The 13,372-nt window shown below is 66.4% G+C and carries 13 protein-coding genes; 5 read left to right on the top strand and 8 right to left on the bottom strand.

The window, feature by feature from the left end:
- Nucleotides 1–53: 53 nt before the first annotated feature.
- Nucleotides 54–518, bottom strand: coding sequence for an NUDIX domain-containing protein (locus ABZ942_RS09025; RefSeq protein ID WP_357380149.1), 465 nt, complete (start codon nucleotides 516–518; stop codon nucleotides 54–56).
- Between the two features lie 313 nt (nucleotides 519–831).
- Between ABZ942_RS09025 and ABZ942_RS09030 the strand changes: the two genes are divergently transcribed.
- Nucleotides 832–1,617 (top strand): pirin family protein, encoded by a 786-nt coding sequence (locus ABZ942_RS09030; protein WP_357380150.1) that lies wholly within the window; start codon nucleotides 832–834, stop codon nucleotides 1,615–1,617.
- 186 nt (nucleotides 1,618–1,803) lie between these two features.
- Nucleotides 1,804–2,289, top strand: a complete 486-nt coding sequence (locus ABZ942_RS09035) for a DUF4190 domain-containing protein (RefSeq protein WP_357380151.1) — start codon at nucleotides 1,804–1,806, stop codon at nucleotides 2,287–2,289.
- Here ABZ942_RS09035 and ABZ942_RS09040 read toward each other — a convergent pair.
- Nucleotides 2,276–2,782, bottom strand: coding sequence for a hypothetical protein (locus ABZ942_RS09040; RefSeq protein WP_357380152.1), 507 nt, complete (start codon nucleotides 2,780–2,782; stop codon nucleotides 2,276–2,278). The genes ABZ942_RS09035 and ABZ942_RS09040 overlap by 14 nt on opposite strands.
- A 138-nt stretch (nucleotides 2,783–2,920) precedes the next feature.
- Between ABZ942_RS09040 and ABZ942_RS09045 the strand changes: the two genes are divergently transcribed.
- The 3 genes from ABZ942_RS09045 to ABZ942_RS09055 all read left to right on the top strand — a co-directional run bounded on the left by ABZ942_RS09045 (nucleotide 2,921) and on the right by ABZ942_RS09055 (nucleotide 6,275).
- Entirely contained in the window at nucleotides 2,921–3,772 is an 852-nt protein-coding gene (locus ABZ942_RS09045; protein ID WP_357380153.1) for a Scr1 family TA system antitoxin-like transcriptional regulator, read from the top strand.
- A 10-nt stretch (nucleotides 3,773–3,782) separates the two neighbouring features.
- Nucleotides 3,783–4,163, top strand: coding sequence for a DUF397 domain-containing protein (locus tag ABZ942_RS09050; RefSeq protein ID WP_357380154.1), 381 nt, complete (start codon nucleotides 3,783–3,785; stop codon nucleotides 4,161–4,163).
- A 93-nt stretch (nucleotides 4,164–4,256) separates the two neighbouring features.
- On the top strand, nucleotides 4,257–6,275 hold the full coding sequence (locus tag ABZ942_RS09055; protein WP_357380155.1) for a M13-type metalloendopeptidase: 2,019 nt from the start codon (nucleotides 4,257–4,259) through the stop codon (nucleotides 6,273–6,275).
- Nucleotides 6,276–6,322: 47 nt separating this feature from the next.
- Here the strand turns inward: ABZ942_RS09055 and ugpC are convergent, their stop codons facing one another.
- The 6 genes from ugpC to ABZ942_RS09085 all read right to left on the bottom strand — a co-directional run bounded on the left by ugpC (nucleotide 6,323) and on the right by ABZ942_RS09085 (nucleotide 13,372).
- Nucleotides 6,323–7,402 (bottom strand): sn-glycerol-3-phosphate ABC transporter ATP-binding protein UgpC, encoded by a 1,080-nt coding sequence (ugpC, locus tag ABZ942_RS09060; RefSeq protein WP_357380156.1) that lies wholly within the window; start codon nucleotides 7,400–7,402, stop codon nucleotides 6,323–6,325.
- Between the two features lie 69 nt (nucleotides 7,403–7,471).
- On the bottom strand, nucleotides 7,472–8,800 hold the full coding sequence (locus tag ABZ942_RS09065) for an ABC transporter substrate-binding protein (protein ID WP_357380157.1): 1,329 nt from the start codon (nucleotides 8,798–8,800) through the stop codon (nucleotides 7,472–7,474).
- 16 nt (nucleotides 8,801–8,816) lie between these two features.
- Nucleotides 8,817–9,629: a carbohydrate ABC transporter permease gene (locus ABZ942_RS09070; protein ID WP_357380381.1), complete on the bottom strand. Its 813-nt coding sequence runs from the start codon at nucleotides 9,627–9,629 to the stop codon at nucleotides 8,817–8,819.
- A 50-nt stretch (nucleotides 9,630–9,679) separates the two neighbouring features.
- On the bottom strand, nucleotides 9,680–10,609 hold the full coding sequence (locus ABZ942_RS09075) for a sugar ABC transporter permease (protein WP_357380158.1): 930 nt from the start codon (nucleotides 10,607–10,609) through the stop codon (nucleotides 9,680–9,682).
- A gap of 170 nt (nucleotides 10,610–10,779) precedes the next feature.
- Nucleotides 10,780–11,685, bottom strand: a complete 906-nt coding sequence (locus ABZ942_RS09080; protein ID WP_357380159.1) for a L,D-transpeptidase — start codon at nucleotides 11,683–11,685, stop codon at nucleotides 10,780–10,782.
- 301 nt (nucleotides 11,686–11,986) lie between these two features.
- Nucleotides 11,987–13,372: a cytochrome P450 gene (locus tag ABZ942_RS09085; RefSeq protein WP_357380160.1), complete on the bottom strand. Its 1,386-nt coding sequence runs from the start codon at nucleotides 13,370–13,372 to the stop codon at nucleotides 11,987–11,989.

Here is a 13,372-nt window from a genome sequence, read left to right on the forward strand (position 1 = left end):
CGAGCGGCCGAGACTCGCGCGTGGTTGGTGGGGTAATGCTGATCGCAGCCTGATCAGTGCGCGTCGGTGACCAGGGCGCTGACTGCCTCGCGCATGTCCGGGGCCATCGGCAGTTCGTCGAGGGCGTCGGCGTCGATCCAGGCGAAGGCGTCGTGCTCACCGGGTTCCAGGGCAACCTCGCCCGGTTCGACGTCCACCACGAAGCTGTATTTACGCACCCTGGACTTGGTTCTGGTGGCGTAGTCGATGCCGCCGAGGAAATCTGTGATGCGGCGCACCCGCAGGCCGGTTTCCTCGAACAGCTCACGTTCAACGCATTCGGCGAAGGTCTCGCCGGATTCGACTCCGCCGCCGGGTAGTTCGTACATGCCGCCGTGGTAGTCGTCCGGCACCCGGCGCACCACCAGCAGTTTGCGGTCGCGAAACACCGCGACGCCGACGACGAAATGTGCGATACCGTCGCGCCGCGCCTCGCTGCGGAGTTGTCGCTCGATGCGCGCAAGTGCCTCGGGTCGCATCTGTTCGTCACCTCCGGTTGCATTGCGGCGCATCATTTTACGAATCCGGCCCGGACACCGCACCGGCGCATCCCGTGTTCGCCCGCCGTTTCGACGTACCGGTTGGTTCTGCTCGCCTGACGTTCACCCGCTGGTCGCTCGCGTAAAATGCCGAGTGCAGGACAATTTACTAGGAATGTGGAGTACCGCGACGTATGTGCTCCTACCCTGAAAGGTGATCGGTGCACGGTCCCGAGAGGAGGACCTTGATGTCCACACTCCAGCCTGCGCCTCGCTGGCGCTCAGCTCCGGCTTGCGTGCCGCACGCTGCGACATGACTCGCTCACTTCGTTCGCTGATGACACCACACACCGACGTCCATCGAGCAGGCGACCGCATGAAGACGCGGGTGTCCTGGCTGGATTCGAAGCATTCGTTCTCGTTCGGGGAGCACTACGATCCCGACAACACCCACCACGGCCTGCTGCTGGTGAACAACGACGATGTCGTCTCCCCCGGTCAGGGCTTCGACACCCATCCGCACCGGGACATGGAGATCGTCACCTGGGTGCTCGGCGGCAGCCTGGTGCACCAGGATTCGCTCGGCCACAGCGGCATCATCTACCCGGGTCTGGCGCAGCGGATGAGTGCGGGCACCGGCATCCTGCACTCGGAGAAGAACGACGCGTGGCGCATCGACGGCGCCGAGCACGACGAGCCGGTGCATTTCGTGCAGATGTGGGTGGTCCCCGACGAGCCGGGCCTGACGCCCGGCTATCAACAGCTCGAGATCGATGACGCGCTCGCGACCGGCGGCCTGGTGACGGTGGCCGCGGGCTTGCCGCGCTACCGCGACCGCACCGCCATCGCCATCAACAGCAGTCACGCGGCGTTCCACGTGGCCAGGATGTCCGGCGATCCCGAGCAGGCCATCGATCTGCCCGACGCCCCTTACCTGCACGTTTTCGTCGCCAACGGCGAGGTGGAGATGGAGGGCGTCGGCACCCTGGACGAGGGCGACGCGGTCCGGCTGACCAGAACCGGCGGCCAGCGCGTGATCGCCCGCAGGCCGTCGGAGATCCTGGTCTGGGAGATGCACGCCCGGCTGGGCGCGCAGTAGGCGGAGCGCCGAAATCGCTGCGACCGGGCGCGTCCAGGGAACAGAGTCCGCTGGGTTGCGACAAAATGGGCATACCTCGCATTAACATCCGCTCGTAGCGCGGGCGATCAGTAGGCGATCCCCGCGCACCCGCCGGGCCACCTGGTCCGGATCGAGCGGCGCGAGGCACCGACGGAGAGGAAGTCCATGTCGCAATATCCGCCTCCCGGCCAATACCCGCCGCCCTCCGGGTACCCGCCGCCGGGCGGGCAGCCCGGTCAGCCCACGTACTGGCAGGAGTCGCCGAAGGGCAAGGGCCTGGCGATCACCGCACTGGTGCTCGGCATCCTGGCCTTGCTGAGCTTCTGGACGCTGGTCGGCGGCTACCTGTTCGGCGCCTTCGCCATCATCTTCGGCATCGTCGCGCTGGTGAAGACCCGGTCGGGTCGCGCGGGCGGCGGGGGCCTGGCGATCACCGGTCTGATCCTCGGCGCGCTCGGCCTGATCGGTGCCATCGTGGTCACCGTCGTCGGCTACAGCTTCTTCGTCAACAGCGGCGGCAAGGACTTCGTCGACTGCGTGAACAAGGCGAACGGCGATCAAACCAAGATCGACCAGTGCGAGCGTGATTGGAATCAGCGGCTCGAGGACAAGTACAGCGTCACCCTCACACCGGCACCTACGCCTCGCTGATCGCCGCGCAGGCTCGGGTAGCCGCCAGGACGTGGCCCATCTCCGGGCGAAAGTCGCTCTCGGGTGGGGCAATCCACTTCCGGTAGCCGCTGCCCTCGTCGGCCGGCGAGGGCAGCACGATGTTGCTGCCGGGCAGCGCGACCGAGGCGCAGACTCGGAACAGGTCGGCGAACAGCTCGGTGTCCAGATAGGAGTTGTCGGTCGGGCCGGTCAGGAAGGTCCACCGGTCCGAGCGTGGGTGCCCGACGATCGGCCCGGCCCGGTCATCGGGTGCCTGCTCGATCAGCCGCGCCCGGACTCGGCGACCGAGCGCGGCGGGCATGACGACGGCGCCGACCGCGCCTACCTCCAACATGATTCGTCCCAGCGCCGGATCGACCACGCCGTACAGCCCGTGGTCCTTGCGGTAGCGGCGGCAGCGGGCGATGGCATCCTGCATCGTCGTGTAATCGGATGCCGGGTGACTGCCTGATTCAGTGCGGGACAAACTCATGACGAACCTCGCCTCGATGCGGGTGGATCGCGTGAAGGGGGAGAGAGAATCGACCGCTGAAACCAGACCCTAATGCCGCACTACTGCATTGACAATAGTCACACGCCGGTGAGTCGAACCCGCGTACGATCGCCTGTCATGGCACCCGTCTCGCCCGCCGTTGCCCGTTGGGAATTGGTGTTGCGGCTGCGGGAGCTGCGCGAACAGCGCGGCTTCGATTCGGCGGGTTTCGCCAAGCGGGTCGGTTTCACCCCGGCCAACTGGTCGCATGTGGAGAAGGGCCGGCGGGTGCTCACCGGCAACACCATCGGCCCGGTGCTCGAGCTGCTCGAGGTGGAGGCCGAGGAACGCGCAGAGCTGCTCGCGCTGCTCGACGCCAGCAAGCAGCGCGGCTGGTGGACCAGGTCGTCCGCGCTGATCGGTCCCGAACTGCAGCGGCTGTACGGCATGGAATACGGCGCGCAGAGCATCCGCAGCTACGACAGCCTGGTGGTGCCGGGCCTGCTGCAGACCGAGGCGTATGCCCGCGCGCTGATCAGCGCTGACGTGATGATTCGCCCGGTCCAGGTAGAACAGCTGGTCGCGATTCGGATGCACCGGCAGGAACGGCTGCGCGGCAAGGAGCCGGTCGAGCTCACCGCGGTAATCGGCGAGGGCACGCTGCTGCAGCAGACCGGCGGACCGGACGTGCTGCGCGCGCAGTTGACACATCTGGCCGAGCTGATCGACGAGCTCGACACCGTCGAGGTGCGGGTCATCCCGTTCGCGGCCACCGCGGGTGCGGTGCTCGGTGGGTCGAGTTTCCATCTGATCGACTTCGCAGGCGAGCAGCTGCCGACCTTCGGCTGGGCGGAGAGCGCCGTGTTCGGCGGGGCGGTCGACGACCCGGAACTGGTGCGTGATCTGAGCTTCGCTTACGTTCGCGCACAAGAGCAATCGCTGGACCGTGTCGAGTCATCGACCCTGATCAGGCGGTATGCCCGAGTGTAAAATCCTGCCCATGGCCACCACGGTTACTCCCCGGTCGGTTTACACCGACTGGTTCCGGTCGACTCGATCGAACAACGGCAACCAATGTGTCGAGGTCCGCTTCGATGGTGACGCGGTGCTCGTCCGTGACAGTAAATACCGCCGCGATCCCGCCAACCATCCCGCCGACGAACCGATCATCACCGTCACCGCGCGGGAATGGACCGCGTTCCTCGACACCCTGCGCACGTCGGGCCGAACGCCCGGCGCGCTGACCGCGCACACCGCCGCCGATGGTCACACCCTGCTCCGGCACGGCTCGACCGTGCTCGGCTACACCCCGCAGGAGTGGGACGCCTTCCTGCTCGGCGCGCACGACGGCGAGTTCGACCGCATCGCACTCACCGTCTGAACGACGCACTGATCTCCTGAACGACTGACCGCTTACCCCCGGCCGTTCGCGGCCGGGGGCCGACTTTTGCCCATCGTCGGCATACTGGAGATCGTGACTTCCGAGTTGAGCAGTCCCTCCGGTATCGATCTGTCCTATCTAGACCAGGGCGTACGGGTGCAGGATGACCTGTTCGCGCACGTCAACGGCAAATGGCTGGCCGACCACGAGATACCGGCCGACCGCGCGGTGGACGGCGCGCTGCGCACGCTGTACGACCAGGCCGAGCGGGACGTGCAGGTGATCATTCAGAACGCCGCCGCCGAATTGGCCGAGCCGGGTACCGATGCCCGCAAGATCGGCGACCTGTACGCCAGCTTCATGGACACCGACACCGTGGCCGCCGCGGGGCTGACGCCGATCTCGGCCGAGCTCGCCGCTATCTACGCGGTCACCGACCGCAGCGCGTTCGCGGCCCTGCTCGGCAGGCTGCAGCGCACCGGCGTCAGCGGCGCCATCGGCTGCTACGTCGACACCGACGACAAGAACTCCACCCGCTACCTGGTGCATGCCTCCCAGTCCGGCATCGGGCTGCCCGACGAGGCGTACTACCGCCAGGACGAATCCGCCGAGATCCGCGCCGAATACATCGCGCACATCGGCCGGATGTTCGCGTTGGCCGCCGCCGATCCCCGGATCGCCGCATTGCTCCCGCAGGACCTGGACACGGTGGGCCAGCGGGTGTTCGAGCTGGAGCGCAAGCTCGCCGCCGGGCACTGGGACGTGGTCCGCCGCCGCGACGCCGAACGCAGCTACAACCTGACCACCTTCGACGCGCTGGTCGCCGACTACCCCGAATTCGATTGGGCGGCGTGGACTTCGGCGCTCGCCGAGGGCGTCGACCGGCCCGGCCCCGACCTGTTCGCCGAAGTCATTGTCCGCCAGCCGGATTACCTGAGCACGTTCAATGAAGTGTGGTCGGCGGAATCGCTGGCGGACTGGCAGGCATGGGCGGCCTGGCGGCTGATCCGTTCGCGCGCACCGTATCTCACCGATGCGCTGATCGAGGAGAACTTCGCCTTCGCTGGTCGCACGCTGACCGGCGCCCAGGAGATTCGGGAACGCTGGAAGCGCGGCGTCTCGCTGGTACAGGACCTGCTCGGCGAGGCGGTCGGCAAACTGTATGTCGCCGAACACTTTCCGCCGGAGGCCAAGGCGAGGATGGTGGAACTGGTCGCCAACCTGCAGGAGGCCTACCGCCGCAATATCGCCCAGCTGGACTGGATGGGCGCCGACACCAGGGCGGCCGCGCTGGCCAAGCTGGAGAAGTTCACGCCGAAGATCGGTTACCCGGACAAGTGGCGCGACTACTCCGACGTCGTGATCGATCCGGCCGACCTGGTCGGCAATTACCGCAACGGCTATGCCGCCGATCATGATCGCGACCTGAACAAGCTCGGCGGCCCGGTCGATCACGACGAATGGTTCATGACGCCACAGACCGTGAATGCCTACTACAACCCCGGCATGAACGAAATCGTCTTCCCCGCAGCGATTCTGCAGCCGCCGATGTTCGACATGAACGCCGACGACGCCGCGAACTATGGCGGCATCGGAGCGGTGATCGGCCACGAGATCGGCCACGGCTTCGACGACCAGGGCGCCAAGTACGACGGCGACGGCAACATGGTCGACTGGTGGACCGACGACGACCGCACCGAATTCGGCAAGCGCACCAAGGCGTTGATCGACCAGTACAACGTGCTCTCGCCGAAGGAACTGTCCGACGAGCACACCGTCAACGGCGAATTCACCATCGGCGAGAACATCGGCGACCTCGGCGGCCTTTCCATCGCGCTACAGGCTTACAAGATCTCCCTCGACGGCGCCGAGGCGCCGGTGCTCGACGGCCTCACCGGCCTGCAGCGCGTCTTCTACGGCTGGGCGCAGGTCTGGCGCACCAAGGCCCGCAGCGAGGAGGCCATCCGCCGCCTCGCCGTCGACCCGCACTCGCCGCCCGAATTCCGTTGCAACGCAGTGGTTCGCAACATCGACAGCTTCCACGAGGCTTTCGAGGTCACCTCGGGCGACGCGTTGTATCTGGATCCGGCGGAGCGCGTGAAGATCTGGTAGATCGAGGACTCAGGCGAGGGCATTACCCGGGTAATGCCCTCGCCCGGTCAACGCAGACGCTGCTCGGTCTCCGCGTCGAAGAAGAACACGTCGTCGAGCTTGGGACGCAGACGCAGCTGATCGCCGAGCGCGACCTGGAACCGGCGGTCCACGCGGGCAACCACCTTGCCGGAGCGGCTGTTCCAGTCCGCGGCGACGCCGTGGCTGTAGACGAACGATTCCGCGCCGAGTTCCTCGAGCAGTTCGGCGGCCACCGTGAGACCACTGTCCTCGGTGGTCACCTCCCACGATTCCGGGCGAATGCCGACGATCACCCGGTCGCCGGTTTTCGCGGTGCGGGGCAAGGGAATTCGCAGATCGTCGAGAACGGCTTCGCCGTCGCGCACCGGTGCCTCCAGCAGGTTCATCCCGGGCGAGCCGATGAAACCGGCGACGAAGGTGTTCACCGGATTGTCGTAAAGCTCACGGGGCGCGGCGATCTGCTGCAATTTACCGTCGAGCAGCACCGCCACCCGGTCGCCCATGGTCATCGCCTCCACCTGATCGTGGGTGACGTACACCGTGGTGGTGCCGAGCCGCTTCTGCAGCGCGGCGATCTGCGACCGGGTGCTCACGCGTAGCTTCGCGTCCAGGTTGGACAGCGGCTCGTCCATGCAGAACACCTGTGGCCTGCGCACGATCGCCCGGCCCATCGCCACCCGCTGCCGTTGTCCGCCGGAGAGTTTCGCCGGTTTGCGGTCGAGCAGCTGCTCGAGCTCCAGCATCTTCGCCGCCTCCTGCACCCGGACCAGAGTGTCGGCCTTGCTCATGCCCGCATTGCGCAGCGCGAAGCCCATGTTCTCCGCGACCGTCATATTCGGGTACAGCGCGTAGCTTTGGAACACCATTGCCACATCCCGGGCGCGCGGCGGCAGACCGGTGACGTCCTTGCCGCCGATCAGGATTCGCCCGGCTTCCACCGATTCCAGCCCGGCCAGCATGCGCAGGCTGGTCGACTTGCCGCAGCCCGATGGCCCGACGAGCACGATGAACTCGCCGTCGGCGATGTCGATTTCCAGGCTGTCGACGGCCGGTGTCGGCGCACCGGGATACAGGTGCGTCACCCCGTCGAACTGCACTGTGGCCATGGGCGTCGATCTCCTCGTGTGAACTCACGGTGGCGGCCACGCAGGGTGGCCGCCACCGGGGTGCGGGTATTACTTGGGCAGCTTCGGCGTGATCTGCCGGTCGATGATCGCCTGCAGCTGGCCGGTGACATTGGCGAAAACCGTTGCCGGGTCGGCGTTCTGCAGCCCGATCTGCTCCAGTCCGGTGCCGATGATCTGGTCGCCACCCGGCACGAACACCCGGGCGTAGTCCTGCGACTTGGTGACGGCGAGCTGGTCGATGGCGACCTTGGAGGTCGGGTTCTTGGCCAGGAAGTCCTGCTCGGTCGGGTCGGCGGTGGCCGACTTGCGCACCGGCATGTACCCGGTGCCCTGGGAGAAGTACGCGGTGTTCTGCGCGTTGGTGATGAACTCGATGAACTTGAGCGCGTTCACCTTCCGCTCATCGGAGATGCGCGACGGAATGGCCAGACCGGCACCGCCGGTGGTGACGCCGGGCCCGTTCGGGTGCGGCAGGAAGGCGGTGCCGAACTGCAGCTTGCCCGCCGCGTTCTTCGTGATGCCGCGCAGGTCACCGGTCGAGGCGATGGTGGAGGCGATCACGCCGGCGCCGAAGTCGACGGCGATCTGCGGGTTGATGCCCGCGTACTTCTTGGCGTTGATCATGTCGCGGAAGAAGGTGCCCGCCGTGATGGTGCCCGGGTCGGTGAACTTCAGTTTCCACTGGTCGGAGTACGCGCCGCCGAAGGTCCAGTTGGGGCCCTGGTAGGTCCAGGCCAGGTAGTTCTTCGCGTCGCCCCAGCCGTGCGCGAGCTTGCCCGCGCCGACGACCTCCTGCAGCTTGGGGCCCCACTCGTCGAACTCCGGCCAGCTCTGCGGGCCGCGGTCCGGCAGGCCTGCCTTGCTCCACACGTCCTTGTTGTAATAGAACAGCGGCGTCGAGCGGGCGTAGGGCAGCGCGTAGTGCTTGCCGTTGAACAGGTAGTCCGCGGCGAGCGAGTCGACGTAGTCGTCGAGTTTGACGCCCGCGTCGCCGAAGTGCGCGTCGAGCGGTTCGATGGTGCCGTTGAGGGCGTAGTTGAACCACCAGACATCCGAGAGCACCACGATGTCGGGCAGATCGCCGCCGGACAGCGCCGCGTTGAACTTCTGCGACACCTCCTCGTAGTTCTTGCCCGCGTCGACCAGGTTCACCTTGAGGTCGGGGTACTTCGCCTGGAACCGGTTGATCAGCTCGGTCTCGATGTCCTTCGAGGTGCCGGGGTGGTTGGACCAGAAGGTCAGCGTCTTGCCGTCGCCGGTCTGCTTGGCGCCACCGCCGGTGCCCGCGCATGCGGTCAGTGCCGCGCCGGCGGCGACGGCGCCGGCCAGCCCGATGAATCCGCGCCGGGACAGCGCGGGGAACTGAGAAGTGGACACGTGGTTTCTCCTGTATCTAACCTTTGACCGCACCCGAGGTGAGGCCTTTGATCATGTGGCGTTGCAGTAGCAGGAACACCACGAGAATCGGCAGCATGGTCAGCAACGTGCCCGCCATCACCGGCCCCCAGTTGGTGACGCTCGGATTCTCGGTGTTCTGCAGCAGGGTGAGACCGACCGGCAGCGTCGCGACCGAGGTGTCGTCGGCCATCAAGAACGGCCAGAGGTATTCGTTCCACTCGTTCACCAGGGTGACCACCGCGAAGGCAACCATGGTCGGCCCGGACATCGGCAGCACCACCTTGGTGAGCAGCCGCCACCAGCTCGCGCCGTCCATCCTGGCCGCCTCGATCACCTCCGAGGGCAGTGACAGGAAGTGGTTGCGCATCAGGAAGGTGCCGAAGGCCACGCCGCACAGCGGAATGATGATGCCCTGGAACGAGTTCCGCCAGCCGAGCTGGGCGACCAGTGCGTAGTTCGAGATCACCGTGATCTGATTGGGCACCATCAGCGCCGCGATGATGATCAGGAACACCGCGGTCTTGCCCGGAAAGCGCAGGAACACCAGCCCGTACGCGCTGAGCACGCCGAGCACGAACTTCACCGCGGCGATGATCCCGGTGACGATCAGCGAGTTGCGCAGGAAGGTCCAGAACGGCAGCGTCGTGGTGGCGTCGCCGTAGTTCTCCGGGTGCCAGCTGTGCGGCCAGTACACCGCGGGCTGCACGTAGATGTCCGGGCGCGCCTTGAACGAGGTGATGAAGATCCAGAACAGCGGGACGCCGACGATGATCAGCACGCACACCATGGCGGCGTAGCCGAGCAGCATCACCCCGCGCTGGCGACGTTGGTAGGAAACCGTTTCAGCGCCTGCGCTTTTCACTGCTCATTCCGATCCATGACACGAACCTGCACCAGCGTGACGACCAGCAGTACCACGAACATGATGGTGGCCACGGTCGCGCCGTATCCGGCGCGGAAGTTACGGAAAGACTCTTCGTAGACCTGGTAGACCATCGTGGTGGTGCCGGTGCCCAGCGGCCCACCGCGGGTCATCACGTTGATGATGTCGAAGACCTGCAACGAATTCAGCAGCACCGTGATGGACAGGAAGAACGTGGTCGGGCGCAGCTGCGGCAGCAGCACCTTGGTGAAGGTGGTCCACCGGCTCGCGCCGTCCATCTCGGCCGCCTCCATCAGCTCGGCCCGAACCCCTTGCAGCGCGGCCAGATAGATGACGAAGCTGTAGCCCAGGTTCTTCCAGATGTAGGTCACCGTCACCATGAACAGCGCCCAGTGCGGGTTCTGGTAGAAGTCCGGCACATTGTCGACGCCCAAGCGGTGCAACACATCCTGGACCAGGCCGAAGCTCGGATCGAAGATGAACTGGAAGGCCACGCCGATGGCGGCGCCGGAGATGACGAACGGCGCGAAGATCGCCGAGCGGACCACATTGCGGCCGAACAGCTTCCGGTCCAGCAGCAGCGCCAGCGCGAGGCCGAGCACCATGCTGCCGACCACCGCGGCCAGGGTGAATACCACTGTGTTGGTGACGATGTCCCAGGAATCCGACCGGCCCCACCACTCGGTGTAGTTGCGCACCCCGATGAAGGTGGCGACCGGATCGGAGATGTTCCAGTCGTAGAACGAGAGCCGGATGTTGTCGATCAACGGCCGGTAGACGAACACTGTCAGCAGTGCGAGATTGGGTACCACGAGCACCAGGAACAGGGCGTAATCCTGCCAGGGCCGGTTCCGCAAACCGCGTCCGCGCGGTGGGGGTAATACTCGTTCCGGCTTCGCTCGCACGTCGCGCACTCTACGGACAGGAGCAAACAATCGGTTAACGCTATCCTGCCGGACGCTGAACTTCTCGAGCACGGGCCAAGTGAATCAAGAAGCCGAACATCACGATCAGCAAATCAGCTAATTGATCGTAATGTTCGGCTCGATGACGTGTCTTCGGTTGTGCGAGTTAGCTAGTCATTCCAGTCTCCGGCCAGGCCGTCGCTGGTGCCGATCGAGCCGCCCTTGGTGTTCACGATGACCACCGGGTCGCCCTTGCGTGAGTTCTCCATGAACCACTTGGCGTTCTCGGTGCTCACGTTGAGGCAGCCGTGGCTGGAGTTGGAGACGCCTTGCTGGCCGACCGACCACGGGGCGGCGTGCACGAAGATGCCGCTGTTGGAGATGCGGGTCGCGTACTCGACCTCGAGCTTGTAGCCCTCGGGGTCGGTGGTCGGCACACCGTAGGTGGACGAATCCATGATCATCTTGCGCAGCTGCTCGCCGACCACGTAGGTGCCGTTCGGGGTCTCGTGCTTGGTCTTGCCCATCGAGGTCGGCATCGTCTTCACCTCCTCACCGTTGCGGGTGATGGTGATCATGTGCGTGTTGTCGTCGGCGGTGCTGACGAACGCATCGCCGATCTTGAAGGCGCTGCGGGTGCCGCCAGCCTCGACGGTCACGTCGGTGTTGTCCGGCCAGAACTCGTTCGGCCGCCAGCGCACCTGCTTGTCGCCGCGCCAGTAGAAGTGGCCCGGCGCGTCCTTCGACGAGGTGACCTTGATGAACTTTTCGGCGGCGCCGTGATCGGGCACCGGGTCCTTGAAGTTGATGATGATCGGCTGCGCGACCCCGACGACCTCGCCGTCGGCGATGTTGATCGACGGCGGCGCGAAGTTCGGCTGCTGCGGCGCCGGGTCCGTCGCGGAACCGGCGGAACCGGAACCGAACGGGAACGGGTCGGCGCCCGCGGGTGCGACCAGCAGGACGCCCGCCGCCGCGATCGTCGCGGACAACAGGGCGCCTACCCGCAGCCTGCGGGTTAGCTGTGCTCCCCTGCGATGGGCAGGTAGCGACCCGGTGTGCGAAGCGACATGCATAGGTTTCTCGTCCATTCCATCTCTCGCCGCACCCGCGCAGGCGCACAAGTGCCACGAGATCTCTCATCGGCGTGGAGCGGGCAGAGCTCACCCCACGGGTATTGACGGCCCGACCCGACCTCCTTCCTACCGTCCCGGTGCGGCTCGAAGCCAGTTGCGTTTCATAATGATTCGTTCATACCGCTCGGTGTGGTAGCCGTCACATAACCCGGCGGTGGTTGTCCGGCTTCCCGAAAGGTACCGGTCACGTCGGCGAGTCCGCTGTGTGGATCGATGCCGCAGGTAGGTCGCTTTGCCGGTGTTACCAAACGCCTTCGTGATGTAAATCACTCTCGACGACGAACGGAATCGGGCGATGCGGACCGGTTGCTATGTTGTGCGGCACCGACATTGGCGCACGGCCGTTCGCATATCGAGGGGCCAATCGCAGCCGTACTCGATTCACGATGGTAGCCAATGCGATTCGCAGTTCGTAGTCCGCAAGCGAGGCGCCGACGCAGCGCCGATGCCCGCCGCCGAACGGCGCGAACTCGAACGGGCTGTATTTGCGGTCGAGGAACCGCTCCGGCTGGAATCGTTGCGCGTCCGGCCACACCTGTGGATCCGAGTGCAGCAGCGGCACCGCGACCCCCATCGTGTCGCCCGCCGCCAAGTCGACCCCGCGCAGCGTGTACGGCGCGGTCAGCCTGCGCACCACGATGGGCACCGCGGGGTGCAGGCGCAGCGCCTCCTGACACACCGCGTCCAGATAGGGCAGCCGGGCCAGCTCGACCGGGCCGACCTCGGGCCCGGCGGCGCGCAACTCCGCGCGCAGCCGTTCCAGCGTGGCCGGCTCCCGGTGCAGGTGGAACAGTGCCCAGACCAGCGTCGTCGCGGTGGTCTCGTGCCCGGCGACCAGCAGCGTGCGCAGTTGCTCGCACAGGTCGTCGTCGGTGATCGCGGTGCCGTCGTCGTAGTGCGTGCTGAGCAACATGCCGAGGATGTCGGTGGCCAGACTCCCGTTGGCCGTCCGCCGGTGCGCGATGTCGTCGCGGATCAACCGATCGAGCCGCTCGCGGGCCGCGACGAACCGATCCCACGGCGCCTGCCCGAACAACCCGTGCCGCAGCAGCGGCACCAGCATCAGCGGCCCGGAGAACGCGGTGAGGAATTCGCTGACCGCCCTGGTGTATTCGGCCCGCCGCTCGTTGCTGTCCACCCCGAACACCGCCGCCAGGATCACCCGCAGCGTGATCGCCCGCGCCGCCGCCTGCGAATCGATCCGCACGCCGGGCCGCCACGCCCGGCCGGTGTCACCGGCTATCTCCTGGAGCACCGAATCGCGGATGATCTCCCCGTACGCGCGGATCCGCGCACCGTGGAAGGCCGGGGCGAGCAGCGCCCGGTCGCGACGATGCCGTTCGCCTGCGGCGAGGATCAGCGAGGCCGTGCCGACCAGCGGCTCGATCGGATTCGGCCGCGGCGGCTCGAGCGCGTCCACCGGTGCCCGGAAGACCGCACGCGCACCTGCGGCCGTGCCGGTGAACAGTCCCGACCCGAAGCCGGGAAAGCGCACGAAGAACGGATCGCCCTCGCGCGCCCGGCGCCAGCGGAAGTACCGCTCGAAGTCGATCCCCGCGGCCAGTGCGTGCAGCACGATCAGCCGCGGCGTCCGCGGCACCTCGGTGTCGACTTCGGCTGTGCCCAC

The sequence above is a fragment of the Nocardia sp. NPDC046473 genome, from assembly GCF_040645995.1.
Classification (GTDB): Bacteria; Actinomycetota; Actinomycetes; order Mycobacteriales; family Mycobacteriaceae; genus Nocardia.

Excerpts from the sequence above, each read along its gene's own strand:
- ABZ942_RS09040 (WP_357380152.1), bottom strand. The coding sequence starts at position 2,782 with ATGAGTTTGTCCCGCACTGAATCAGGCAGTCACCCGGCATCCGATTAC.
- ABZ942_RS09050 (WP_357380154.1), top strand. The coding sequence starts at position 3,783 with ATGGCCACCACGGTTACTCCCCGGTCGGTTTACACCGACTGGTTCCGG.
- ABZ942_RS09025 (WP_357380149.1), bottom strand. The coding sequence starts at position 518 with ATGCGACCCGAGGCACTTGCGCGCATCGAGCGACAACTCCGCAGCGAG.
- ABZ942_RS09030 (WP_357380150.1), top strand. The coding sequence starts at position 832 with ATGACTCGCTCACTTCGTTCGCTGATGACACCACACACCGACGTCCAT.
- ABZ942_RS09070 (WP_357380381.1), bottom strand. The coding sequence starts at position 9,629 with ATGCTGCTCGGCTACGCCGCCATGGTGTGCGTGCTGATCATCGTCGGC.
- ABZ942_RS09080 (WP_357380159.1), bottom strand. The coding sequence starts at position 11,685 with ATGCATGTCGCTTCGCACACCGGGTCGCTACCTGCCCATCGCAGGGGA.
- ABZ942_RS09045 (WP_357380153.1), top strand. The coding sequence starts at position 2,921 with ATGGCACCCGTCTCGCCCGCCGTTGCCCGTTGGGAATTGGTGTTGCGG.
- ABZ942_RS09035 (WP_357380151.1), top strand. The coding sequence starts at position 1,804 with ATGTCGCAATATCCGCCTCCCGGCCAATACCCGCCGCCCTCCGGGTAC.
- ugpC (WP_357380156.1), bottom strand. The coding sequence starts at position 7,402 with ATGGCCACAGTGCAGTTCGACGGGGTGACGCACCTGTATCCCGGTGCG.